Below are 20,857 nucleotides of genomic sequence, written 5' to 3'. Positions count from 1 at the left end.
CCCTTCATGCCTTGTCGATGGCGCGATAGGCGGCGATTAGCCGATCCTCGCCTGCGCGCCCGTCCAGCGAATTTCCGTGCTCCATGCCGATCACGCCGGCATAACCGCGCCCGCGCAACCAGCGGGCAATATTGGCGAAGTTGATCTCGCCGGTGCCCGGCTCCTTGCGTCCGGGATTGTCGCCGAACTGGATGTAGCCGATCTCCCCCCAGCAGGCGTCGAGCGTCGGGATCAGGTTCCCGGACTGAATCTGTTCGTGATAGAGGTCCGCCAACACCTTGATGCCCGGGCTATTGGCGCCGCGCGCGATGGCATAGCCCTGCGCGATCGACTGCATGAAGACGCCGGGATGGTTGGTACGCGTATTGAGCGGCTCCATCACCAGCGCCAATCCATGCGGCGCGACAATGTCTCCGGCGCGCCGCATGCAATCGATGATCCGCCCGGTCTGGATCTCCACCGGTACCTTGCGGTCCATGAAGCCGGTGACGACGGTCATGTGCTTGGCATTGAGGCGCTTGGCCACATCGATGGAGGTACGGATATCCTCCAGAAACGCACCCCGCTCGGCATCGTCGTTGCTGCCCAGAACCGGCCGGAAATCAGCCCATTTCGGCATGCTGGCGACGAAGACGCCCATGGTCATGCTGCGCTGGGCAAGCGCGCGGGCCATGGCTTCCTGCTGTTCGACCGGGCGCTTGCGTGCCTCGTTATCCTCCCAGGCGCGAAACCCCTGGTCGGCCGCGTAAGCGATCTGTTCCAGCAGGCCGCCCCGACTGGCGAAACTGCCTTCATGCGGAGCGTAGCCGAGCGAGAAATGCGCCGCATTCGATCCGCCTGTGCCCTTGCCCGTGCTGATCGACAGGGCCGGAGTTGCCGCAGCAGCAAGTCCGGTGGCGATCACCGCGCGTCTGGAAAGGCTCATGCCACGCCCTCCACAACGCATGCGGCGCGGCGGCTGGCGCGTCGTTCGGTCAGCCAGATCGCGCCGAACACGAAGAGCAGGGTCAAGGGAACGAACGTCAGCCGCGCGAAGGATTGGGAGGCGGCGGCATCTTCCACGGCGTGCAGCGCGGAACCGCTCAGCTGCGTGAAGGCTTCCGGACCGCCCGCAATCTCGACTTTCGCCTGATCGAACATTTCACCGAGGCGAGGCAGAACAAAGAAGCTCGCCAGAGCGCCAGCCGATCCGACCAGCCCCAGCGCCCACGAGTCCCCGCGCGGATAGCGTTCGGCGACGGAGGCCAGCATCGTCGGCCACATGGCGCAGACGCCGAGGCCCCAGACGGTCGATGCAAGGATCGCGGAAACGGGCGACTGGGCCTGCGACAGCAGGAACAGGCCGATCGCGGCAAGGAGGCTCGAAACCCAGAGCAGTCCCGGGTTGGAGAGGCGGCCGGCAATCCGCCCGGCGAAATGGCGGAAGACGAACATCAGCGCGCTGACATAGACCAGAAGCAATATGCCGCGCATGCCGACCCGATTGCTGAGTGCAACGTCGATCCACTGACCCGGTGCCAGTTCCGAGGATGCGGTCAGGAACATGGCGCCGAACCAGACGAAGAAGCTGGGGCGGCGCACCACTTCCAGCATCATGTCCTTCATGGCCCGCTCACCAGCCATTTTGGGCGGTTCGGGAAACCGGGTGGTCGCCGCGATCACGATGACGCAGACGGCGGGCAGGAACACCAGCGCCATGATCGCCTGCCACGGCAAGAGCGGCGCGAGGAATACGCCCGCAAGGCCGCCGACAATCAGCCCGCCGGGATACCATGCATGCAGCACGTTCAGGCGATGCGTGGTGTCCTCGGGATAGAGACGCGCGGTGAGCGGGTTGATCGACGCTTCGGCAAAGCCCCAGCCGATGCCGCTCAGCAGCATGCCCAGCCACACCAGATGATAGACGGCCATGCCTGTAGCGAAGGCCCCTGCTCCCACGATCAGCGCCGTGCCGATCAGGAAAGCGACGCCGCAGCCGATCAATATCCGGCGGATACCCACCCGATCGAGCAGCGCGCTGACCACGAAGACCGTGATTGCAAAACCCAGAAAAGCCGCGCCCAGAGCCGCGCCGATCAATTCGCCCGCAGCGATCGGCGCGATGGGATCGATCCATTGCGCCTTCAGGCTGCTCGCCACTGCCGCGCGCAAGGATGCGCTCATCGATGCCGTGAAGAGCGCCAGAACGCTCAGCCAAAACAGCCTCTGCCGGTTTACGCCCGTCATGCCCCGTTCCTCTGCCCAGTGCCCCGTTGAATGTTTTTTATCGGGGTCGTGTCTGCTTTGCCGTCAGGTTAGTCCCAACCAGCGCTTGTTGTTGGCGGGGTCACCGCCGCCTGCAAAATCGTCGAAGGCCCGTTCCGGCCGGCGGATCATGTGTGCCGCAATGAAGGGCGCACCTTCGCGCGCGCCGTCCTCAGGATGCTTCAGACAGCATTCCCATTCCAGCACCGCCCAGCCGTCATAGCCGTACTGCGTCAGGCGCGAGAAAATGCCGGTGAAGTCGATCTGGCCATCACCCAGCGAGCGGAAGCGGCCGGGACGGTCGATCCAGTCGGCATAGCCGCCATAGACGCCCGCCCGTCCGGTGGGATTAAACTCCGCATCCTTCACATGGAACATCTTGATGCGGTCGTGATAGATATCGATGAACTGGAGATAGTCCATCGCCTGAAGCACGAAGTGGCTTGGATCATAGAGAATATTGGCGCGCGAATGGCCGTCGACCGCGTCGAGAAAGCGTTCGAACGTCAGGCCGTCATGCAGATCCTCGCCCGGATGCAGTTCGTAGCAGAGATCGACGCCCTCTTCGTCGAATGCATCCAGAATAGGCCGCCACCGGCGCCCCAGTTCCGTGAAAGCCTCCTCCACCAGACCGGCAGGCCGCTGCGGCCAAGGGTAGAAGTACGGCCACGCCAGGGCGCCGGAAAAGGTCGCGTGCGCGGTCAGCCCCAGCCGCCGGCTTGCCTTGGCGGCCAGCTTCAGCTGATCGACCGCCCATGCCTGCCGCTCGGCGGGTTTGCCGCGCAATTCGGGAGGCGCAAAATTGTCGAACGCCGCATCGTAAGCGGGATGAACCGCTACCAACTGCCCCTGCAAATGGGTCGACAGTTCGGAAATCTCGACGCCCGCCTCGCGGCAGCGCCCGGCCAGTTCGTCGCAGTAGTCCTGGCTTTCGGCAGCGAGCGCCAGGTCCATGCAGCGCGGGTCGTTACTGGGCACCTGAATGCCCTTGTAACCGGCCTTCGCCATCCAGCGTGCGGCGTTGTCCAGTGTGTCGAACGGCGCGGAGTCGCTCATGAACTGGGCCAGGAAGATCGCGGGACCGCGCATGGCCTTCCGCGCCTTCACTTCAGGCTTTTGAGATAGGCGATGATCGCCGCGCGCTTGGCCGGATCCGGCGTGGAAATCGGCATGCGCGTACCGGGAACCTTCTTCGACGGCGCGGCCAGAAAATCGTCCAGGCTCTGATCGTCCCAACGCAGTTTGGAACTCCGGAGCGCGGGCGAATAGCCGAAGCCGGGAAGCGATGCCGCCGGACGGCCCACAACGCCATGCAGGTTGGGACCAATGCCGCTCTTTCCGTCGCTCTCCACGCTGTGGCAGGCACGGCAGGCGTTAAAGGCCGAAGGCGCTGTTTGGGCCATGACCGGCGCGGCAAACAGCATCGCCGCGACTGCGGCAACCGGTGTCAGGCTGAGGTTTGCTGTCATGCGCATCCTCGACTCTCCGTCTTATTTATTGTTGCCTAACGTTTACCGGTAAATCATATCAGATCAAGGCCAGAATTATGGGGCTGGGACAAAGCGAAAAAAGGAGGAGAGAGGTGAGCACACGGACCTTGCGTCTGGCCATGGCCGGAGGCGGCGAAGGCGCTTTTATCGGTGCTATCCACCGCGCCGCAGCCGCGCTCGACGGACGCTGGCGGCTTGTCGCCGGCACGTTCAGCAGCGATCCCGAGCGCAATCGTCGCTCCGGCGAAACGCTGGGGATCGAACCTGCCCGGACATATAACTCGCTCGATGCGCTGCTCACGGCGGAAGCTGCTTTGCCGGAGGGAGAACGGGTCGATGCCATATCCATAGTGACGCCGAACCATCTTCACGCCCCCATGGCGATCGCCGCGCTGGACGCAGGATTTCACGTGTTTTGCGAAAAGCCGATGGCGCTCGATCTGGAACAGTCCCGCCTGATCGCGCAGGCGGCGGCGCGATCCGGCCGTCATTTTGGTCTGGCCTTTACCTATAGCGGCTATCCCTTGGTGGAAGAGGCCCGCGTGCGCGTATCGCGGGGAGACTTCGGCAAGATCCGGCTGGTGCAGGTCGAATACTCGCAAGGCTGGCTCAGTCAGGCCATCGACCGGGAAGGCAACAAGCAGGCGGAGTGGCGCACGGACCCTGCCCGCGCCGGATTGGGCGGATGCCTTGGCGATATCGGCACCCATGCCTTCCATCTGGCGGAGCATGTTTCGGGCCTGCATGTCCGGGAACTCTGCGCGGACCTGACGACTCACGTTCCGGAACGGCGGCTGGACGACGATGTCAGTGTCCTGCTTCGTCTGGACGGCGGCGCGCGCGGAACGCTGAAGGCAACGCAAGTCGCGGCAGGGGACGAGAACGGCCTGAAGCTGCGCATTCACGGCGAACACGGTGGTCTGGAATGGACGCAGATGGAGCCCAATACGCTGACCCTGCGGTGGCTGGACCGCCCGGCCGAGACGCTCCGTTCCGGTGGTCCGGGGCTGGCGGAATCCACCCTCCTCCGGCTCCGTACGCCCGCCGGACACCCCGAGGGCTATATCGAAGCGTTCGCCAACCTCTACCGCGCTTTTGCCGCCCGAATATCGAACAGCGCGGCAGTGCCGGGGGTGGATGACTGGTTCCCATCGATCGAGGCGGGGCTCAGGACCATGGCTTTCGTCGAAAGCGTTATCGCCAATTCCGCGTCCGAGGAGAAATGGACGGAACTTGCGGTTGGGCCTCTCCCATCGGGCTGACCTGCTTCGGTCAGGCGATGCCGTGTCAATCAGCCCCCTTTTCGGTCGCGGATGTCACTTTGAGCGGGCAATTCATGCGCTGTGCGCACAATCGCACATATAATGTGCTGAATTGCTGGACATCTCGCTGCTCATGTATCGCCGATGGGTCGTATTTTTCGCTGGTTTCCTCGCTGTGCTGGCGGCCGTGGTGCCGCTGGCCGGGATTGCGGCCTATGCGCGATATCGAGCCAGCGCGGCCGAGCAGGAGCATCGCCTCGAATACAGCAATTGGACGCTCATGCGGGCCGGTCGGCAACTGGCCTATACCAAGGCGGCCTTCCGCAAGCTTGAGGCGGAAAACTGGAGGGGGTGTTCGCCCGACCACATCGCGCGCATGCGTCAGGTCACCGTAGACACCCGTACGGTTGACGAAGTCGGATACTTCATCGACGGCAAGCTTGCCTGCACAAGCTGGGGGATGGTGACGAAGGACATCGCGAAGGGCACGCCCGATGCCATGTTGCCCGATGGTTTCGGCCTCTACCTGAACGTGAGGCCCAAAATCACGGGTGGCGCTCCCACTCTGGTGCTCGCCCACGGCGACTACAATGTCCTGATGCGGCCTGAGCGGCTTGTCGATGTCCTGACGGACACGGCCATGACGCTGGGGATCGCCACGCTGGACGGAAAGCTGGTAGCGATCAACGGGACCGCGGGTCTGCCTTTAGCGCACCGGATCGCGCGAACCGGCGGTTTCGGCCGATCGGGAGCGCTTGTCTATGCTTCGAGCCAGGACAGGAATTTTCGCGCTTTTGCGATCACCGACCATTCACTCGTCGAAACGCGCGTAGATCGGGAACTGTGGCTGCTGGTCCCGATAGGTCTGGCGGTTTCCGCGCATCTCGTGTGCCTTGTGGTATGGCTGTCGCGCCAACGGCTTTCGCTGGAGCGTGAGATTGCGATCGCCATCAAGCGGCGCGAATTCCGGGTCTGCTACCAGCCGATCATCGAGCTTTCGACAGGTCTCTGCGTCGGTGCCGAAGCGCTGCTACGGTGGGAGCGGGCGGACGGATCGTGTGTGCTGCCGGACCTTTTCATACCGCTTGCGGAACGCAACGACCTGATCGAACCGCTCACCGACCTCATGATCGCTTGCGTCGTGGAGGATCTGGCGGAAATGCTGCGCCGCAAGCGCAACGTTCATATCGCCATCAACATTTCTTCGGCCGACATGCAGAGCGGGCGTTTCCTTCCGATCCTGACGACGGCCCTTGCCCGCACGAACGTCGCGCCCGAGCAGATCTGGCTGGAGGCGACCGAGCGCGGCTTCATGAATGCGGCGGCCGCGCGCGCGACACTGGAAATCGCAAGGGCGCAGGGGCATCCGGTTGCGATCGATGACTTCGGCACGGGCTATTCCAGCCTCTCGTTGCTGGAACTGCTCCCACTTGACGCCCTGAAGGTGGACAAGTCTTTCATCCGGGCAATCGGAAAATCCGCTGCCACCAGCGCCGTCATCCCGCACATCATCGATATGGCCCACGGCCTGAATTTCAAGATCATCGCTGAAGGCGTGGAGACGCTGGAGCAGGAGGCCTACCTCCGCAGCGCCGGTGTCGAATTCGCGCAAGGCTGGCTCTATTCGCAGGCGCTCCCGGCCGCCGATTTCCTGCGATATTATGAGCGTACGAACGCAGATGCCCCATCGCCGGAATTCCGGGGCATCGCGGGCTGATCGGAGAATTCAGCGCTTTCCAAGCGGCATCACATAGACATCCAGATGGCGAAGCTTCTGCGCGTCATCGAATTCGTAAATCGTCACCGTGTTCGACACGTCCGTTACCCCGTCACGCGAATTGCGCTCCTCCAGTTCCAGGATCACGCGGTTCGCCTGTTCGGTGACATGGCGCAAGGTTCCTTCCCAGGAGCTGCCCGCCGCATATTGCGAGACATAGTACTTGTACTTCGGCCAATCGATCACTTCGGCCTGAGGGCCCAGAAACACGCCCATGCGTTCATAGGCGTCGACATTGACGAGCGCCTCGATCCCGGCCCAGTCCGAGGCTTCCAGCGGCCCGGACTTCGCTTTCTCGACGATGCCCGCGAACTCTTCGCTATAGGCGATGACCTTTTGCGTGAGGCCGGTGAAATCCGTCGATTTCGGCATCTCGTTCGCCATGTACCCTCTCCCGATTTTATGGATTTCCCAGAATAATTACGCGTCAGGACATCACCAGTCCGCCATCGACGTTGATCGACTGCCCGGTCACCGTGCGCGCCTCGTCAGAGGCGAGGAACAGCGCCATTCGCGCCACATCGTCAGGCGTGGAGAAGGTCTTCAGCGGCACGCCCGCGACCAGACCGGCCTCGACGTCCTCGAAGCTCTTCCCCTGCTCATCGGCGATCCGCTTCATGTAGTTGATCATGAGGTCGGTGCCGATGGCGCCGGGCACCACGCAATTGCAGCGGATGCCGAATTCGCCCACCTCGCGGGCAATCGTCTTGGTGAGAATGCGCAGTGCGCCTTTGGCAGCGGAATAGTGGCTCTTGCGCGCCATGCCGTCCCACCCCGCGCTGGACGAAAAATTGACGATGGAGCCCGTCCGCCGTTCCAGCATCGAACGGTTCAGCACCTCGCGCGTGCACAGCATCGCGGCCATGCAATCGACCCTGTATGTGTCGAGGAAGTTGTCGACCGTTTGCTCCCAGATCCACTTGTCGACACCGGGGACGGCCGCGTTGTTCATCATCACGTCGACCTGACCCCAGCGGATCATTGCCGCCTCGACCATGGCTGCGACGTCCTCCTCCACGGTAACATCGGCGCGCACCGCCACAGCGTCCGCGCCGATTGCGGCGGCAACCTCCTCCACCAGCTCAAGCCGCCGGGCCGCCAGAACCAGCCGGGCACCTTCCTGCGCCATCATCTTCGCCATGACCGGGCCGAGCCCGGTGCTCGCGCCAGTAATGATCGCGACTTTTCCTTCGAAGCGGCTCATATCGTGGCCACCTTGCGCATGGTCTCGTGGCTCTCCGCCGAACCGTCGAGCGCGCGGTTGAAGCGCTCGACGATACGCCAGCCCTGCACGCCGCGTTCCAGAGTCCAGTGATTGACCGCCGCGCGCCAAAGAAACCAACGGTCATCTTCGCGAAGGATCACGACCGAATAGCCGACCGCTTCGGCCTTATCGCCATGCACGCTGATCTTCGGCGTCGCCGTGAGGTGCGCGCAGCCGGTCTTGACCAGTTCGAGATGGCCTTCCCACGCATACATGTCGGCGATTTCGTCAGGCGCCGAAAGGCGCAGAGTGCCGCCATCGGGCAAAGTGAAGTTGTAGCCGCCGCCCTCGACCCACAAATCGCCCGCAGGCCGTGCTGTGCCGCTATCCACCAAAGGACCGTAAGTGTTCAGCAGATTGAGGATCTCCAGATGATCCTCGGCCTTGCGGCAGCGCTCTTCCAGCGCCGCCAAGCGCGCTTCGACATCCATCCCTGACAGTCCTTATGGTTTGCGTCCGGTCTTTTGGTGCCCGGTTCGATGACAGCTTACGCAACAGGATGGATCTGAAAAGCCTTTACGCGCGATCGCCCATGGCCGGATGTGGGAGGGTCACGCGGCCACCTGCTCTCCGCCGGAACCGCCCGGTGAAGATTCTTCGGCGGCATTCATTTCGGACGAGGCGGCAAGCCGGCGGTATTTGATGCGCCGGTAAAACCTTCGGCATTTCGCCACGAAATCGGGTGCGACCTCCTGCCCCTGCTCCAGGAGATAGGAACGAAGCCGTTGCAGGCGATTGGTCGAAGCGGTCTGAAAAACGAGCTGTCGATAGGCCTCAAGCGTATCGTCGCGGTCGATGATACTGTTCGCGTCGGCGATGACTTCACCGAAGTAGGTGTCCACCAGCTGTTGTCCGGCGCTGAGCTTTCCCGACTCGGTGAGCTTGTTGAACAGCAACCATGACAGGCGCATCTTGCTGTCTATGCGGTACGTTGCGCCCTGACGCTTCACCCGCACCTGATCGGCGATATCGTCGATTATCATGGAGCAACCGGGCGCAAGCCGCTGCTCAAGCGTTTCCAGATCGCGATCGATCCGCCCATCGGCGTCGAGCATCAGGACGGAAACGGTCTGGTCGTCCGGGAGAACCGAAAGCCCGCTTCGCAGATCGGATGGTGTAACCGTGACCAGATCCTGGACGCCGTAGCGCGCCAGATTGGCCTCAATCCGCGCGATGCGTTTCCCTGGCGAGTTCAACGACCGCCTCGGGCCGCCGGTCATCGGATCGAACGTGAACACATGGCCGGATTTGCCCGAATGTCGCAGACCCAGCGCGAGTGCGACCGTGGCCGCCCCCATGGCCGTGCCGACTTCGACGATCTGACCGCCGCGTTGGGCGGTTTCGTAGATGCGCGCATAGACGGCCGGCGCCAGCATCCCGTCACAAGTTGCGATAAGTTCTGAAAAAAGCTCGTTTCTTGCACCCTCGAGCATCGGAAGCCTCCCGAAATGCCTCTCCTATTCAAGTGTCGCTACTGTGAGTCAGAAATATATGATCCACCATCTCGTGGAGAATATTATTTCACATGAAATTCAGCCGGATTCACCATCGACTCTTAATGATTTCACTCGCAGTAATTGCCTACTGTAGAGTGCAGATCATTTTTACGCTCATAAAATCACCTTCCGATCGGGAAAAATCGCGATCCCATTAGGTCCGGGCGCCGAAATGCGAAGGCGGTTCCGGCTCGTGAAGCGCTCTTGCCCTGATGCACCGCCGAGACTACCAAAGCGACCGTCGAGACGCTTTCAGGGTCTCGGCACTGATCGCGCCGGTGTCCCGAAAGGGGCTTAAAAGGGAACGCGGTGAGGACCTTGCGTCCGAAACCGAGGCTGTCCCTGCAACTGTAAGCGGCGAGCGCGATGCACATCGCGGCAGGGCAAGGCGCCCTTGCCGCAGCCACTGGGCCGGACGCTAAGTCATGCGGGGCCTGGGAAGGCCGTGCATCGAGGCCTTGACCCGCAAGCCAGGAGACCTGCCGGCGTCTGGTCGCTCTTGCCCTGGCCCAGGGGATGGCCGTGGCACGGTAACTCCGTCTGAGCGACGCACGTGCGGCGAGGGCCGCACCGGCATGCGTGCCGGGCGCTGGACGGCGTCCGTCCGGCGCACAGGCCGGCCGTTCACGCGGAGGCCCTCCCCGAAAGTCGCTGACGCCGACGGGGTATTCACGAATGCAAGTCAGTTCTGTTTCGCATCGAACACCGGTGGCCGAGGGGCCTTCCGGCAAACCGCGCCTGCGCCGCCGGGTCGCGGTGCTTTTCGCTGCGCTCGTAGGCGCAAACGTCGCCACCTGGCTCTGGGCGTTCGGCGCGTTCCACGGCAATCCCGTGATGCTCGGCACCGCCGTGCTCGCCTGGAGCCTTGGCATGCGCCACGCCGTGGACGCCGACCACATCGCCGCGATCGATAATGTTACCCGCAAGCTGATGCAGGACGGGCAGCGCCCGCTCACGGTCGGGCTGTGGTTCGCGATCGGGCACTCGGCCATCGTGCTGATCGCAGCAACCACGATTGCGGCGGCGGCCAGCACGCTGGATGATTTCGAGGCATTCGGCCAGTCTGGCGGGGTTATCGCCACGGTCGTTTCGGCCAGCTTCCTGTTCGCCATCGCCATCATGAACCTCGCGATCCTGCGCGGCGTGTGGTCTCGCTTCCAGCAGGTTCGTGGTGGCGGCACTTATGCGGAGGAGGATCTGGACATCCTGCTCGCCGGGCGCGGCCTGATGGCGCGCATCCTGCGCCCGCTGTTCCGTCTGGTACGCAAGAGCTGGCACATGGCCCCGCTCGGCTTCCTGTTCGGCCTGGGCTTCGATACCGCGACCGAAGTGGCGATCCTCGGCCTTTCGGGCGCTCACGCGGCGGACGGCATTTCGCTCGGAACGGTGCTGGTGTTCCCGGTGCTCTTCGCCGTGGGCATGGCGCTGATCGACACTGCCGACGGGGTCATCATGCTCGGTGCCTACGAATGGGCTTTCGTGAAGCCGATCCGCAAGCTCTACTACAACATCACGATCACCTCGATCTCAGCCCTTGTGGCGCTGGTGATCGGGTCGATCCAGACGGCGGCGCTGCTGGTCGACAAGTTTGGGCTGAAAGGCGGGTTCTGGTCCGGCGTGAGCGCGCTGTCCGAGCATTTCAACACGCTCGGCTTCCTTATTATCGGCCTGTTCGTGCTGTGCTGGGTGCTGAGCTACGCCGTTTACCGCTGGCGTGACTTCGACGCCATCGAGGTGGCCACCGACGGAGGCTGAACCCACGCGGAGGATGCACCGGGCTTTCCCGGGCATCCTCCGCGTCCGGTCATGCAGTTGCCGGCTGCGGCCGGTTGGCGATCAGGTTCTCGACCACCGAGGGATCGGCAAGCGTCGAGATATCGCCGAGGTTCGAGAAGTCGTTCTCACCGATCTTGCGCAGGATGCGGCGCATGATCTTGCCCGAGCGGGTCTTGGGCAGGCCCGGCGCGAACTGGATGACGTCCGGCGTGGCGATCGGGCCGATCTCGTGGCGAACCCACTTGATCAGTTCTTTGCGCAGCGCCTCGTCCGGCTCGACTTCGGCATTGCAGGTGACGAAGGCATAGATGCCCTGCCCCTTGATCTCGTGCGGCATCCCCACGACCGCTGCCTCGGCAACCGCCGGATGGGCCACGAGCGCCGATTCGATCTCGGCCGTGCCCATGCGGTGGCCGGAGACGTTGATCACGTCGTCGATGCGGCCGGTGATCCAGTAATAGCCATCCTCGTCGCGGCGGCAGCCGTCGCCGGTGAAGTAGCATCCCGCGAATGTCGAGAAGTAGGTCATGAAGAAGCGCGCGTGATCGCCCCAGACGGTGCGCATCTGCCCCGGCCAGCTGTCGGTGATGACCAGGCAGCCATCGGCCGCGCCTTCCAGCACGGTGCCGTCGTTATCGACCAGCATCGGCTTCACGCCGAACATCGGCTTGCTGGCCGAACCCGGCTTGAGCGCGGTGGCGCCCGGCAGCGGCGTGATCATCGCGCCGCCAGTCTCGGTCTGCCACCAGGTATCGACGATCGGGCAGCGCCCCTCGCCCACCACCTTGTGATACCACTCCCACGCCTCGGGATTGATCGGTTCGCCCACCGAGCCGAGCAGGCGCAGGCGCTTGCGCGAGGTTTTCTTCACATAGTCGTCACCCTCGCGCATCAGTGCGCGCAGTGCCGTCGGGGCGCCGTAGAAGATCTCGACTCCGAACTTGTCGACCACCTGCCAGAAGCGGCTTGCATCGGGGAAGTTGGGCACGCCCTCGAACATCACCGTGGTCGCGCCGTTGGCCAGCGGGCCGTAGACGACGTAGGAGTGGCCCGTGACCCAGCCGATATCGGCCGCGCACCAGTAGATCTGGCCCGGCCGGTAATCGAAGACGTACTCATGCGTCATCGAGGCCCAGACCGAATAGCCGCCGGTGGTGTGGAGCACGCCCTTGGGCTTGCCGGTCGAACCCGAGGTGTAGAGGATGAACAGCGGATCTTCGGCGTTCATCTCTTCCGGAGCGCAATCGGCGGACTGCGCGGCGACCGAGCTGGCCCAATCGATATCGCGCCCCTCGACCATCGGCACGCCCGCGCCGGTATGGCTGAGGACGACGACGGTCTCGACGTCCGGACAGGCCTTCAGCGCTTCATCGACATTGGCCTTGAGCGCGATGGTCTTGCCGCCGCGCAGTCCTTCGTCGCTGGTGAGCACGATACGGCTGTCGCAGTCCTGGATGCGGCCGGCGAGCGCGTCGGGCGAAAAGCCGGCGAAGACGATCGAGTGGATCGCACCGATGCGCGCGCAAGCGAGCATGGCAACGGCGGCTTCGGGCACCATCGGCAGATAGATGGTCACGCGGTCCCCGCGCTTGACGCCGCGCGCCTTGAGCAGGTTGGCGAAGCGGCAGACCGATTCATGCAACTCGCGGTACGTGATCCGGCGTTCCTGGTTCTTAGGGTCGTCCGGTTCCCAGAGAATGGCAATGGCATCGCCGCGCTCGGCAAGGTGACGGTCAAGGCAATTGGCGGAGAGGTTGAGCGTACCGTCGGAGAACCAGGAAATGCCGAAATCGGCTTCGTGGAAGCTCGTTTTCTTGACCTCGGTGAACGGCTTGATCCAGTCGATCCGCTGCGCCTCGTCGCGCCAGAATCCCTCAGGGTCGGTGATCGAGCGCTGATACATTTCATCGTAACGCGCTGCGTCGATCAGGGCGTTCCGGGCCCATTCTTCAGGCACGGGATAGATGGCCTCAGCCATGACGTATTCTCCTCTCCGGCCGAGTGCATCCGGCGAAACCCTATTTCGCGCCGGCCCTGGACTCGCTTCGAGAATCCGGTCGGCGTCTCACTCGTTCGGCGTGACGTTAGCCAAAGATCGCGCGCCTTGCACCATGTTCGCAAAGGCTTCTTCAAAGGACGCGGGGAAATCCCGTTCCGGTTCCGGGACGGTTCTCCATCCCGGCGCGCGACAGGGCCAGTGGCTTGTGTTATCTCACTGATATTGCCGCAGCGAAGGCGGCGGCGATTGGTCCCGTCACAGGCAAGTCCCTGATTGCGATTGCTGATCCCGATCAAGGACAAGTTCCGCCCGGCGGCCTTAGGAACCGGCACTTCTCGACGGAGTCTCGTCCATGTCTTTCAGTGACGTCATTACCCTGCCCACCCGTTCCGGCATCGAGCTGGAGGTCCGCCCCGCCAAGGAAAGCGACGAGGGCGATGTTACCGCCTTCTTCGAACGCGTGGCCGACGAGGATCGCCGTTTCCGTTTCTTTGCCGCCGCCGACAAGGTGAGCGCGCAGCAGATCGCCCCGCTCGTCAATGCCGACCAGTTTCGCACCGAATCGTGGATCGGCTTCGACAAGGCGAGCGGCCAACTGGTCGCCTCGGGCGTGCTGGCCTGTGACGAGGCGCTCGATACCGCCGAAGTCGCGATCTCGGTTGCCAGTGCCTACAAGGGAAAGGGCATTGGCTGGGCCATGCTCGATTTCCTTGGCAAACAGGCCGATGCGCGTGGATGCCGCCGAGTGATCGCGATCGAGAGCCGTGAAAACAGCGCCGCCATCGAAGTGGAGCGCGACAAGGGCTTCACGCCCGAAACCTTCGAGGGCGATCCGACACTGGTGGTGCTTTCCAAGACGTTCCGCTGAAAGGTTTCCACCGTTTCGGTGCGAACCGTCGGTGCCGCTAACTCCTTGGTAAGTCTGCATCTTGCAAGGCAGTTCCCACACCGGGGAGAATGCCTTGCAAGACGTTACGAGTCTCGACCAACTCGACCGCGATACTCGCGTGGGCGTATCGATCCTGTGCGAGGTCCGGCAAGGCATGCGCCCTTGGAAGGCCGCGCGACTGGATGATCTGTCTCCGGGCGGTTTCCGCATCGCATGGCTTTCCGACACCCGCGACGACATGCCTCTGCGCATCCGCATTCCGGGGCTTCAGATGCTTGGTGCGCGGATTTGCTGGGTGCGCGGGACCACGGTCGGCTGCGAGTTCGTCGAGCCTCTCCATCCCGCTGTTTTCGAACATATCGCCCGCGCCGCCGCCAACTGACCGGTCCCCGGTAGTAGCGACAGCAAACGAAAAGGGCGGGCCTTTGCGGGCCCGCCCTTCGCGTATTCCGTATCGGCGCTTAGCCTTACATGTGCAGCGCGCGGCCATAGGCGGCGAGCGTTGCCTCGTGCATCGTCTCCGAGATGGTCGGATGCGGGAACACAGTGTTCATCAGCTCCGCCTCGGTGGTTTCGAGCGTCTTGCCGACCACGTAGCCCTGGATCATTTCGGTCACTTCCGCGCCGATCATGTGGGCGCCGAGCAGTTCGCCGGTCTTGGCGTCGAACACGGTCTTCACGAAGCCTTCCGGCTCGCCCAGTGCGATGGCCTTGCCGTTACCGATGAACGGGAAGGTGCCGGCCTTCACTTCGTAGCCCGCTTCCTTCGCCTTCGCTTCGGTCATGCCGACCGAGGCGATCTGCGGGTGGCAGTAGGTGCAGCCCGGGATGTTGCGACGGTCGAGCGGGTGCGGATGCACGTCCTTGTTGCCCAGTTCCTGCGCAATCGCCTCGGCGGCAGTGACGCCTTCGTGGCTTGCCTTGTGGGCCAGCCAGGGACCGTCAACGCAGTCACCGATCGCCCAGATGCCCTTGACGTTGGTGCGGCCGTAGTCGTCCGTCTTGATGTGGAAGCGCTTGTCCGGCTCGATGCCGAGGTCTTCCAGACCGATGTTCTCGACGTTCGGCACGATGCCGATGGCGACGATCATGTGGCTGAATTCCACCGCCTCGGCCTTGCCGGCCTTGTCGGTGATCGTCACCTTCACGCTGTCCTTGCCGACGACCATGTCGCTGGTCTTGGCGCTGGTCATGATCTTCATGCCCTGCTTGGTCAGCTGCTTTTCGAGGAACGCCGAAACGTCGGCATCCTCGACCGGGACGATGCGGTCCATCATCTCGACGACCGTGACGTCAACGCCCATGTCATTGTAGAAGCTGGCGAATTCGATGCCGATGGCGCCCGATCCGATGACCAGAAGCTTGGTAGGCATTTCCTTCGGCGTCATCGCGTGGCGGTAGGTCCACACGCGGTTGCCGTCAGCCTTGGCGTGCGGCAGGTCGCGGGCGCGGGCGCCGGTGGCGATGACGATGTGCTTGGCTTCAAGGGTCTCGGTGCCCTTCTCGCCGGTCACCTGGAGCTTGCCCGGAGCGACAAGCTTGCCGGTGCCCATGTGCACGGTGATCTTGTTCTTCTTCATCAGGTGCGTGACGCCCTGATTGAGCTGCTTGGCAACGCCGCGCGAACGCTGGACCACGGCATCGAGATCGGCCGTGATGTTCTCGGCCGAAAGACCGTAGTTCTTGGCGTGCTTCATCTGGTGGAATACCTCGGCCGAGCGCAGCAGCGCCTTGGTCGGGATGCAGCCCCAGTTGAGGCAGATGCCGCCGAGCAGTTCGCGCTCGACGATGGCGGTCTTCAGGCCCAGCTGTGCGGCACGGATTGCCGCGACATAGCCACCGGGACCCGAGCCGAGAACGATGACGTCATAGGTATCAGCCACTGAGTTACTTCTCCTGATCGATGACGCGCGGTTTGCCGAATTCGTTCACCGCGACGAAGGTGAACACGGCCTGCGTCACCTTCACTTCTTCTTCTTCATGCCGATGGCGACGCCAGGCTTCGATGGCGATCGTCAGCGAGGTACGACCGACGCGCTTGATCTCTCCATAGACGGACACTTCGTCACCTACCTTTACAGGCAGATGAAACTGGGTGCCGTCCATGGCTACGGTGACCGCGCGGCCACGCGAACGGCGCGCGGCGATAAGGCCGGCGCCCATGTCCATCTGGCTCATCAGCCAGCCGCCGAAGATATCGCCATAGGCATTGGCATCGGCCGGCATCGCCGTGACCCGGATCACCGGGTCACGCGGGCAACCGCTGGTCTTGTCTTCCATCTCAGGCAACCATGCCCAGCGGCGTTTCGACGTATTCGCGGAAGGCGGCCATCAGGCGCGCACCATCGGCACCGTCCACCGCGCGGTGGTCGAAGCTGCCGGTTGCGCTCATGACGGTGGCGATGCCCAGCGAATCGTCGGGCATGACCCACGGGCGCTTCTCGCCGGCGCCGACGGCGATGATCGTCGCCTGCGGCGGGTTGATGACGGCCGTGAACTGCTTGATGCCCATCATGCCCATGTTCGAGATCGAGGCGGTGCCGCCCTGATACTCGCCCGGCTGCAGCTTGCCTTCCTTGGCGCGCTTGCCGAGATCCTTGGTCGCCTTGGCGATTTCGGAGAACGACTTGCCGTTGGCGTTCTGGACGATCGGGGTGATCAGGCCGCCCGGGATCGAAACGGCAACCGACACGTCGGCGCGGGCATACTTGATCAGCTCGTTACCGGCGAAGGTCACGTTGCATTCCGGCACGTCGATCAGCGCGCGGCCAAGGGCCTTGATCAGCATGTCGTTCACCGAAACCTTCACGCCCTGCTTTTCGAGCATGGAGTTGATCTCGGCGCGCAGGGCCATGAGCTTGTCGAGGCGCACGTCCACGGTGAGGTAGATGTGCGGCGCTTCCTGCATCGACTGGGTAAGGCGACGCGCAATGGTCTTGCGCATGCCCGACAGCTTTTCGACGGCGTGCGGGATGCGGTCATCCAGCAGAGCGCGGGTTTCGGGCGCCATTTCGACGGTTGCGGGCTTGGCTTCACCGGCAGCGACAGGCGCGGCGGCAGGCGCTGGGGCGGCGGCCGGAGCAGCAGCCTTGGGCGCGGCGGTACCGGGCTGGGCGGCTTCGACGTCGGCCTTGACGATGCGGCCCTTGGGGCCGGTGCCGGTCACGGCGGCAAGGTCGACGCCCTTGGCGACGGCGATGCGCTTGGCGAGGGGAGAGGCAACGACGCGGCCGTCAGTGGCCACGGCGGCAGGCGCGGGAGCCGGAGCAGCCGCGGGCGCAGCAGCAGGTGCAGCGGCCGGAGCCGGGGCAGCCGCCTTGGGCGCCTCGGTCTTGGCAGGAGCGGCGGCGACAGCGCTGGCGTCTTCGCCTTCACCGGCGATCACGGCGATCACGGTGCCGACCTTCACGCCTTCGGTGCCTTCCGGCACCAGAATCTTGCCGACGACGCCTTCGTCGACGGCTTCGAATTCCATCGTGGCTTTGTCGGTTTCGATTTCGGCCATGATGTCGCCGGAGTTGACGGTGTCGCCTTCCTTAACCAGCCATTTTGCCAGTTTTCCCTCTTCCATCGTGGGGGACAGGGCGGGCATCTTGATCTCGATGGGCATGGAAGCGTGTGTGTCCCTTGTTATCCTGTGGAGGGGGGAGGGTTGGCCTTTCCTTGGACAAGTTGCGCGCAGCATACAAGCGCCTTCGCAATCCTTTCGCCATTCGTGATCTCTTGCACAGAGACCTGAATGGCCTGATAAGCAGTTCGCAAGGGGATCAGGGCCAAAAAGTCATGCGTATCTATCTGGTTATCGTTGACGAAACCGAAGAGGCGCTGGTCGCTCTCCAGTTCGCCGCGCGCCGCGCCGCGAAGACCGACGGCATGTTGCATCTCCTGGCGCTGGTACCGCCGCAGCCTTTCAATGCCTTTGGCGGCGTCCAGGCGACGATCGAGGAAGAAGCCCGCGCCCGCGCCGAAACGCTGGTGACGGCAGCGGCCGGCAACCTGCTGTCGCAAGGCGCGAAAATGCCGGTGATCTCGGTCCGCATGGGCGAGGATATCAAGATCGTGCGCGAATATCTCAAGGAGCATCCGGAGGTATCGGCGCTTGTTCTGGGTGCGGCGAAGGAAGGCGGGCCCGGCCCGCTGGTAGCGCACTTTACGGGTGCGGGACTTGGCCAGATGCCCTGCCCGGTCTTCGTGATTCCCGGGACGCTCGATGCCGAAGCGATCGAGCGTCTGAGCTGAGCCACTTTCTTTTTTCGTCATTGCGAGCGTAGCGAAGCAATCCATCGGCGGCTCGGGTCGCTCTGGATTGCTTCGCTACGCTCGCAATGACGGGAATGGGGCAGGTAATCCCCCTGCCCCGCTCTCGTTACTTCTTCTTACGGCCCTGATGGCGGATATTGCCCGGCCTGCCGCGCTGGCCGACCATATGGCCGCCCTTCTTTTTCAGCGGTTTCATCGGAGTCGGCCGCCCGCGCGGTTCGATCCGGCCGCCGCCTTCCTCCAGCTCGAACTTGAGCGCGCCGGTCAGCGGATTCGCCTCGGCAAGGCGCAGGCGCAGGATTTGGCCCACAGCATAGCTCGTGCCGCTGCTTTCACCCTCGAGGACCTGCGCCTTCTCGTCATAGGCAAAGCGCTCGTCGCCCAGAGTCGAAACCGGCACGAGGCCGTCGCCGCCAAGACTGATGATCGTCGCGAAGAAGCCGAACTTTTGGACGCCAGTAATGCGCGTATCGAAGACTTCACCGACACGGCTTGAAAGCCAGGCGGCGACATAGCGGTCGATGGTCTCGCGCTCGGCCTCCATCGCGCGGCGCTCGGCCTGGCTGATGGCGTCGCTGACGCGGCCAAGATCGTCTCGGTCACGCTCGGACAGGCCCGAGGTTGCCGGGATATCGCCCTTGGGTGCGGGTTGTTCCAGCCCATAGGCATCGACCAGCGCACGGTGGACCAGAAGGTCGGCGTAGCGGCGGATCGGCGACGTGAAGTGCGCATAGGAGCCGAGCGCGAGTCCGAAGTGCCCTTCATTGCGCGGGCCGTAATAGGCCTGCGTCTGGCTGCGCAGCACTGCCTCCATGATGAGCGCCTTCTCGCTCTCGTCCGCGATGTCCTTGAGCATACGGTTGAACAGGCCCGGCGTGATGACCTGCCCAAGCGAGAGCTTGCGGCCGAATGTCGCCAGATAGTCCTTGAGCGTGGTCAGCTTCTCGCGGCTCGGCGTTTCGTGGATTCGGTAGACGACGGGAGCCACTTTGGCTTCCAGCGCCTTGGCGGCCGCGACGTTGGCGGCGATCATGAAATCCTCGACCACGCGGTGCGCATCGAGCCGCTCGCGAATGGCGATTTCGGCAATACGGCCATGCTCGTCAAGCTTCACGCGGCGCTCGGGCAGTTCGAGTTCCAGCGGATCGCGCGCTTCGCGGGCCTTGGCGAGCAACTTCCAGCAGGCCCAGAGGTGCTGGAGATGCTCTTCCGCCCGGTTCTCGTCGATGCGGGTCTGGGCGTCTTCGTAGGCGATCACTTCATGGATGCGCACGAGCGCGCGGGTGAAGCGCCAGTCTACCACCTTGCCCTCGCCATCCACCTTGAGGTGGCAGGCCATGGCCGCGCGGTCCTCGCCCGAGCGGAGCGAGCAGACATCGGCGCTGAGCACTTCAGGCAGCATCGGGACGACGCGGTCGGGGAAATAGACCGAGTTGCCGCGACGGCGCGCCTCGCGGTCCAGTTCGCCGCCGGGCCGGACATAGAAGGAGACGTCGGCAATGGCCACGAGCGCGTCGAAACCGCCCTGCTCGTTCGGCGTGGCCCAGATCGCATCGTCGTGGTCGCGCGCGTCCGAGGGATCAATGGCGACGATAGGAAGGTGACGCAGGTCCTCACGCTTCTCATGGCTGAGGGGCATCTTCGCCGCCGCCTCGGCTTCGGCGATGGTCTCTTCGGTGAAGTGATTGGGGATGCCGTGCTTGTGGATCGCGATCAGGCTGAACGCCTTGGGCGCCAGCGGCTCCCCGAGCACTTCGGTAACCTTGACCGAGGGGCGCGCGGAGCGGCCAATGGGTTCGGCCAGCACGAGTTCGCCCTTCTCGGCGCCACCGAGGTCGGAAATCGGCGAGGAATTGCGGATGCGCTTGTCCACCGGTGCCAGCCAGGGCTTGCCCGCGCCGTCGATCTCGACAACGCCGAGGAGCTGTTCCGAGCGCAGCGTCAGCTTCTTCATCGGATAGCCGCGCCAACCGGTGGGGGTTTCTTCCGTGCGAGCCAGCACGCGGTCGCCCTTCTTGAGTGCCGAGCGGCCTTTCTCGATCAGGCGGATGCGCGGCGGCGGCGAGGCATCGTCCGGCGTCCAGGTATCGGGAACGGCGATCGGCTCACCTTCCTCGATCATGATGATGCGCAGCACCGTGACCTTGGGCAGCCCGCCCATGCGGTGGAACGCCGTCCGCTTGCCGTCGATCAGGCCTTCCTCGGCCATGTCCCTGAGCAGCGCCTTGAGCTGGATCTTCTCCTGCCCCTTGAGGCCGAAGGCCCGCGCGATCTCTCGCTTGCCGGCCGGTTCGGTCGAGTTCTGGATGAAGTCGAGCACCTGCTGGCGGGTGGGCAGGCCGGGCTCGTGCCGGGGCGTAGTGTTCTTGGGGCGAGGCATATCTCCGCACTTGGAGACAA

Annotated in this window: 19 protein-coding genes and 1 riboswitch; of the genes, 6 read left to right on the top strand and 13 right to left on the bottom strand. The window is 63.7% G+C overall.

Annotation, left to right across the window (positions count from 1 at the left end; genetic code table 11):
• Positions 1 to 4: 4 nt before the first annotated feature.
• The 4 genes from EDF56_RS03810 to EDF56_RS03795 all read right to left on the bottom strand — a co-directional run bounded on the left by EDF56_RS03810 (position 5) and on the right by EDF56_RS03795 (position 3,713).
• Positions 5 to 925 (bottom strand): TIM barrel protein, encoded by a 921-nt coding sequence (locus EDF56_RS03810; RefSeq protein WP_132385372.1) that lies wholly within the window; start codon positions 923 to 925, stop codon positions 5 to 7.
• A complete protein-coding gene (locus EDF56_RS03805; RefSeq protein ID WP_132385371.1) occupies positions 922 to 2,226 on the bottom strand; it encodes an MFS transporter in 1,305 nt (434 codons plus the stop codon). The genes EDF56_RS03810 and EDF56_RS03805 overlap by 4 nt, the downstream gene beginning before the upstream one ends.
• A 63-nt stretch (positions 2,227 to 2,289) precedes the next feature.
• Positions 2,290 to 3,333, bottom strand: coding sequence for a sugar phosphate isomerase/epimerase (locus tag EDF56_RS03800; protein WP_132385370.1), 1,044 nt, complete (start codon positions 3,331 to 3,333; stop codon positions 2,290 to 2,292).
• Between the two features lie 14 nt (positions 3,334 to 3,347).
• Positions 3,348 to 3,713: a c-type cytochrome gene (locus EDF56_RS03795; RefSeq protein WP_132385773.1), complete on the bottom strand. Its 366-nt coding sequence runs from the start codon at positions 3,711 to 3,713 to the stop codon at positions 3,348 to 3,350.
• Positions 3,714 to 3,853: 140 nt separating this feature from the next.
• Here EDF56_RS03795 and EDF56_RS03790 point away from each other — a divergent pair, with 140 nt between their 5' ends.
• Both EDF56_RS03790 and EDF56_RS03785 read left to right on the top strand, forming a co-directional pair.
• Positions 3,854 to 4,996, top strand: coding sequence for a Gfo/Idh/MocA family oxidoreductase (locus tag EDF56_RS03790; protein ID WP_132385772.1), 1,143 nt, complete (start codon positions 3,854 to 3,856; stop codon positions 4,994 to 4,996).
• A 112-nt stretch (positions 4,997 to 5,108) separates the two neighbouring features.
• Positions 5,109 to 6,713 carry an EAL domain-containing protein gene (locus tag EDF56_RS03785; RefSeq protein ID WP_243652366.1) on the top strand — a complete coding sequence of 535 codons (1,605 nt, stop codon included), beginning with the start codon at positions 5,109 to 5,111 and terminating at the stop codon, positions 6,711 to 6,713.
• 9 nt (positions 6,714 to 6,722) lie between these two features.
• Here the strand turns inward: EDF56_RS03785 and EDF56_RS03780 are convergent, their stop codons facing one another.
• From EDF56_RS03780 to EDF56_RS03765, 4 genes are all read right to left on the bottom strand, one after another.
• Positions 6,723 to 7,157 (bottom strand): hypothetical protein, encoded by a 435-nt coding sequence (locus EDF56_RS03780; RefSeq protein ID WP_132385368.1) that lies wholly within the window; start codon positions 7,155 to 7,157, stop codon positions 6,723 to 6,725.
• A 43-nt stretch (positions 7,158 to 7,200) separates the two neighbouring features.
• A complete protein-coding gene (locus tag EDF56_RS03775; protein ID WP_132385367.1) occupies positions 7,201 to 7,977 on the bottom strand; it encodes an SDR family oxidoreductase in 777 nt (258 codons plus the stop codon).
• Positions 7,974 to 8,468 carry a nuclear transport factor 2 family protein gene (locus tag EDF56_RS03770; protein WP_132385366.1) on the bottom strand — a complete coding sequence of 165 codons (495 nt, stop codon included), beginning with the start codon at positions 8,466 to 8,468 and terminating at the stop codon, positions 7,974 to 7,976. Before EDF56_RS03770 ends, EDF56_RS03775 begins: the two co-directional genes overlap by 4 nt.
• A gap of 120 nt (positions 8,469 to 8,588) precedes the next feature.
• The gene (locus EDF56_RS03765; protein WP_132385365.1) at positions 8,589 to 9,470 is read right to left on the bottom strand and encodes a class I SAM-dependent methyltransferase; all 882 of its coding nucleotides are present in this window, start codon (positions 9,468 to 9,470) and stop codon (positions 8,589 to 8,591) included.
• A 322-nt stretch (positions 9,471 to 9,792) separates the two neighbouring features.
• Positions 9,793 to 10,035: riboswitch (cobalamin riboswitch) on the top strand.
• 206 nt (positions 10,036 to 10,241) lie between these two features.
• On the opposite strand from EDF56_RS03765, the gene EDF56_RS03760 reads away from it, so the two are divergent.
• A complete protein-coding gene (locus EDF56_RS03760) occupies positions 10,242 to 11,288 on the top strand; it encodes a HoxN/HupN/NixA family nickel/cobalt transporter (protein ID WP_243652365.1) in 1,047 nt (348 codons plus the stop codon).
• 49 nt (positions 11,289 to 11,337) lie between these two features.
• Here the strand turns inward: EDF56_RS03760 and acs are convergent, their stop codons facing one another.
• Entirely contained in the window at positions 11,338 to 13,287 is a 1,950-nt protein-coding gene (gene acs / locus EDF56_RS03755; RefSeq protein ID WP_132385363.1) for an acetate--CoA ligase, read from the bottom strand.
• Positions 13,288 to 13,660: 373 nt separating this feature from the next.
• On the opposite strand from acs, the gene EDF56_RS03750 reads away from it, so the two are divergent.
• Together EDF56_RS03750 and EDF56_RS03745 are read left to right on the top strand one after the other, a co-directional pair.
• Complete coding sequence (locus tag EDF56_RS03750; protein WP_132385362.1) at positions 13,661 to 14,176, top strand: GNAT family N-acetyltransferase; 516 nt, start codon at positions 13,661 to 13,663, stop codon at positions 14,174 to 14,176.
• Positions 14,177 to 14,270: 94 nt separating this feature from the next.
• On the top strand, positions 14,271 to 14,579 hold the full coding sequence (locus EDF56_RS03745) for a PilZ domain-containing protein (RefSeq protein ID WP_243652364.1): 309 nt from the start codon (positions 14,271 to 14,273) through the stop codon (positions 14,577 to 14,579).
• A gap of 85 nt (positions 14,580 to 14,664) precedes the next feature.
• Here EDF56_RS03745 and lpdA read toward each other — a convergent pair whose 3' ends face one another.
• The 3 genes from lpdA to EDF56_RS03730 are packed head-to-tail and all read right to left on the bottom strand — an operon-like array spanning position 14,665 to position 17,807.
• Positions 14,665 to 16,080, bottom strand: coding sequence for a dihydrolipoyl dehydrogenase (gene lpdA, locus EDF56_RS03740; RefSeq protein ID WP_132385361.1), 1,416 nt, complete (start codon positions 16,078 to 16,080; stop codon positions 14,665 to 14,667).
• Positions 16,081 to 16,084: 4 nt separating this feature from the next.
• Positions 16,085 to 16,477 carry an acyl-CoA thioesterase gene (locus EDF56_RS03735; protein WP_132385360.1) on the bottom strand — a complete coding sequence of 131 codons (393 nt, stop codon included), beginning with the start codon at positions 16,475 to 16,477 and terminating at the stop codon, positions 16,085 to 16,087.
• Between the two features lies 1 nt (position 16,478).
• The gene (locus EDF56_RS03730) at positions 16,479 to 17,807 is read right to left on the bottom strand and encodes a pyruvate dehydrogenase complex dihydrolipoamide acetyltransferase (protein WP_132385359.1); all 1,329 of its coding nucleotides are present in this window, start codon (positions 17,805 to 17,807) and stop codon (positions 16,479 to 16,481) included.
• 173 nt (positions 17,808 to 17,980) lie between these two features.
• Between EDF56_RS03730 and EDF56_RS03725 the strand changes: the two genes are divergently transcribed.
• Positions 17,981 to 18,436, top strand: a complete 456-nt coding sequence (locus EDF56_RS03725) for a universal stress protein (RefSeq protein WP_132385358.1) — start codon at positions 17,981 to 17,983, stop codon at positions 18,434 to 18,436.
• 127 nt (positions 18,437 to 18,563) lie between these two features.
• Here EDF56_RS03725 and rnr read toward each other — a convergent pair whose 3' ends face one another.
• A complete protein-coding gene (gene rnr / locus EDF56_RS03720) occupies positions 18,564 to 20,837 on the bottom strand; it encodes a ribonuclease R (RefSeq protein WP_132385357.1) in 2,274 nt (757 codons plus the stop codon).
• Positions 20,838 to 20,857: the final 20 nt, after the last annotated feature.

The organism is Novosphingobium sp. PhB165 (assembly GCF_004341845.1).
Classification (GTDB): domain Bacteria; phylum Pseudomonadota; class Alphaproteobacteria; order Sphingomonadales; family Sphingomonadaceae; genus Novosphingobium.
The sequence above is the reverse complement of the archived record's forward strand: the minus strand, read 5'-3'. Positions and strand labels throughout refer to the sequence as shown.

Bases quoted from the DNA above. Each gene is read 5' to 3' on its own strand.
- EDF56_RS03795 (WP_132385773.1), bottom strand. From the start codon at position 3,713: ATGACAGCAAACCTCAGCCTGACACCGGTTGCCGCAGTCGCGGCGATG.
- rnr (WP_132385357.1), bottom strand. From the start codon at position 20,837: ATGCCTCGCCCCAAGAACACTACGCCCCGGCACGAGCCCGGCCTGCCC.
- EDF56_RS03735 (WP_132385360.1), bottom strand. From the start codon at position 16,477: ATGGAAGACAAGACCAGCGGTTGCCCGCGTGACCCGGTGATCCGGGTC.
- EDF56_RS03790 (WP_132385772.1), top strand. From the start codon at position 3,854: ATGGCCGGAGGCGGCGAAGGCGCTTTTATCGGTGCTATCCACCGCGCC.
- EDF56_RS03805 (WP_132385371.1), bottom strand. From the start codon at position 2,226: ATGACGGGCGTAAACCGGCAGAGGCTGTTTTGGCTGAGCGTTCTGGCG.
- EDF56_RS03775 (WP_132385367.1), bottom strand. From the start codon at position 7,977: ATGAGCCGCTTCGAAGGAAAAGTCGCGATCATTACTGGCGCGAGCACC.
- EDF56_RS03800 (WP_132385370.1), bottom strand. From the start codon at position 3,333: ATGCGCGGTCCCGCGATCTTCCTGGCCCAGTTCATGAGCGACTCCGCG.
- EDF56_RS03770 (WP_132385366.1), bottom strand. From the start codon at position 8,468: ATGGATGTCGAAGCGCGCTTGGCGGCGCTGGAAGAGCGCTGCCGCAAG.
- EDF56_RS03730 (WP_132385359.1), bottom strand. From the start codon at position 17,807: ATGCCCATCGAGATCAAGATGCCCGCCCTGTCCCCCACGATGGAAGAG.
- EDF56_RS03725 (WP_132385358.1), top strand. From the start codon at position 17,981: ATGCGTATCTATCTGGTTATCGTTGACGAAACCGAAGAGGCGCTGGTC.
- acs (WP_132385363.1), bottom strand. From the start codon at position 13,287: ATGGCTGAGGCCATCTATCCCGTGCCTGAAGAATGGGCCCGGAACGCC.
- EDF56_RS03810 (WP_132385372.1), bottom strand. From the start codon at position 925: ATGAGCCTTTCCAGACGCGCGGTGATCGCCACCGGACTTGCTGCTGCG.
- EDF56_RS03780 (WP_132385368.1), bottom strand. From the start codon at position 7,157: ATGGCGAACGAGATGCCGAAATCGACGGATTTCACCGGCCTCACGCAA.
- EDF56_RS03750 (WP_132385362.1), top strand. From the start codon at position 13,661: ATGTCTTTCAGTGACGTCATTACCCTGCCCACCCGTTCCGGCATCGAG.
- EDF56_RS03765 (WP_132385365.1), bottom strand. From the start codon at position 9,470: ATGCTCGAGGGTGCAAGAAACGAGCTTTTTTCAGAACTTATCGCAACT.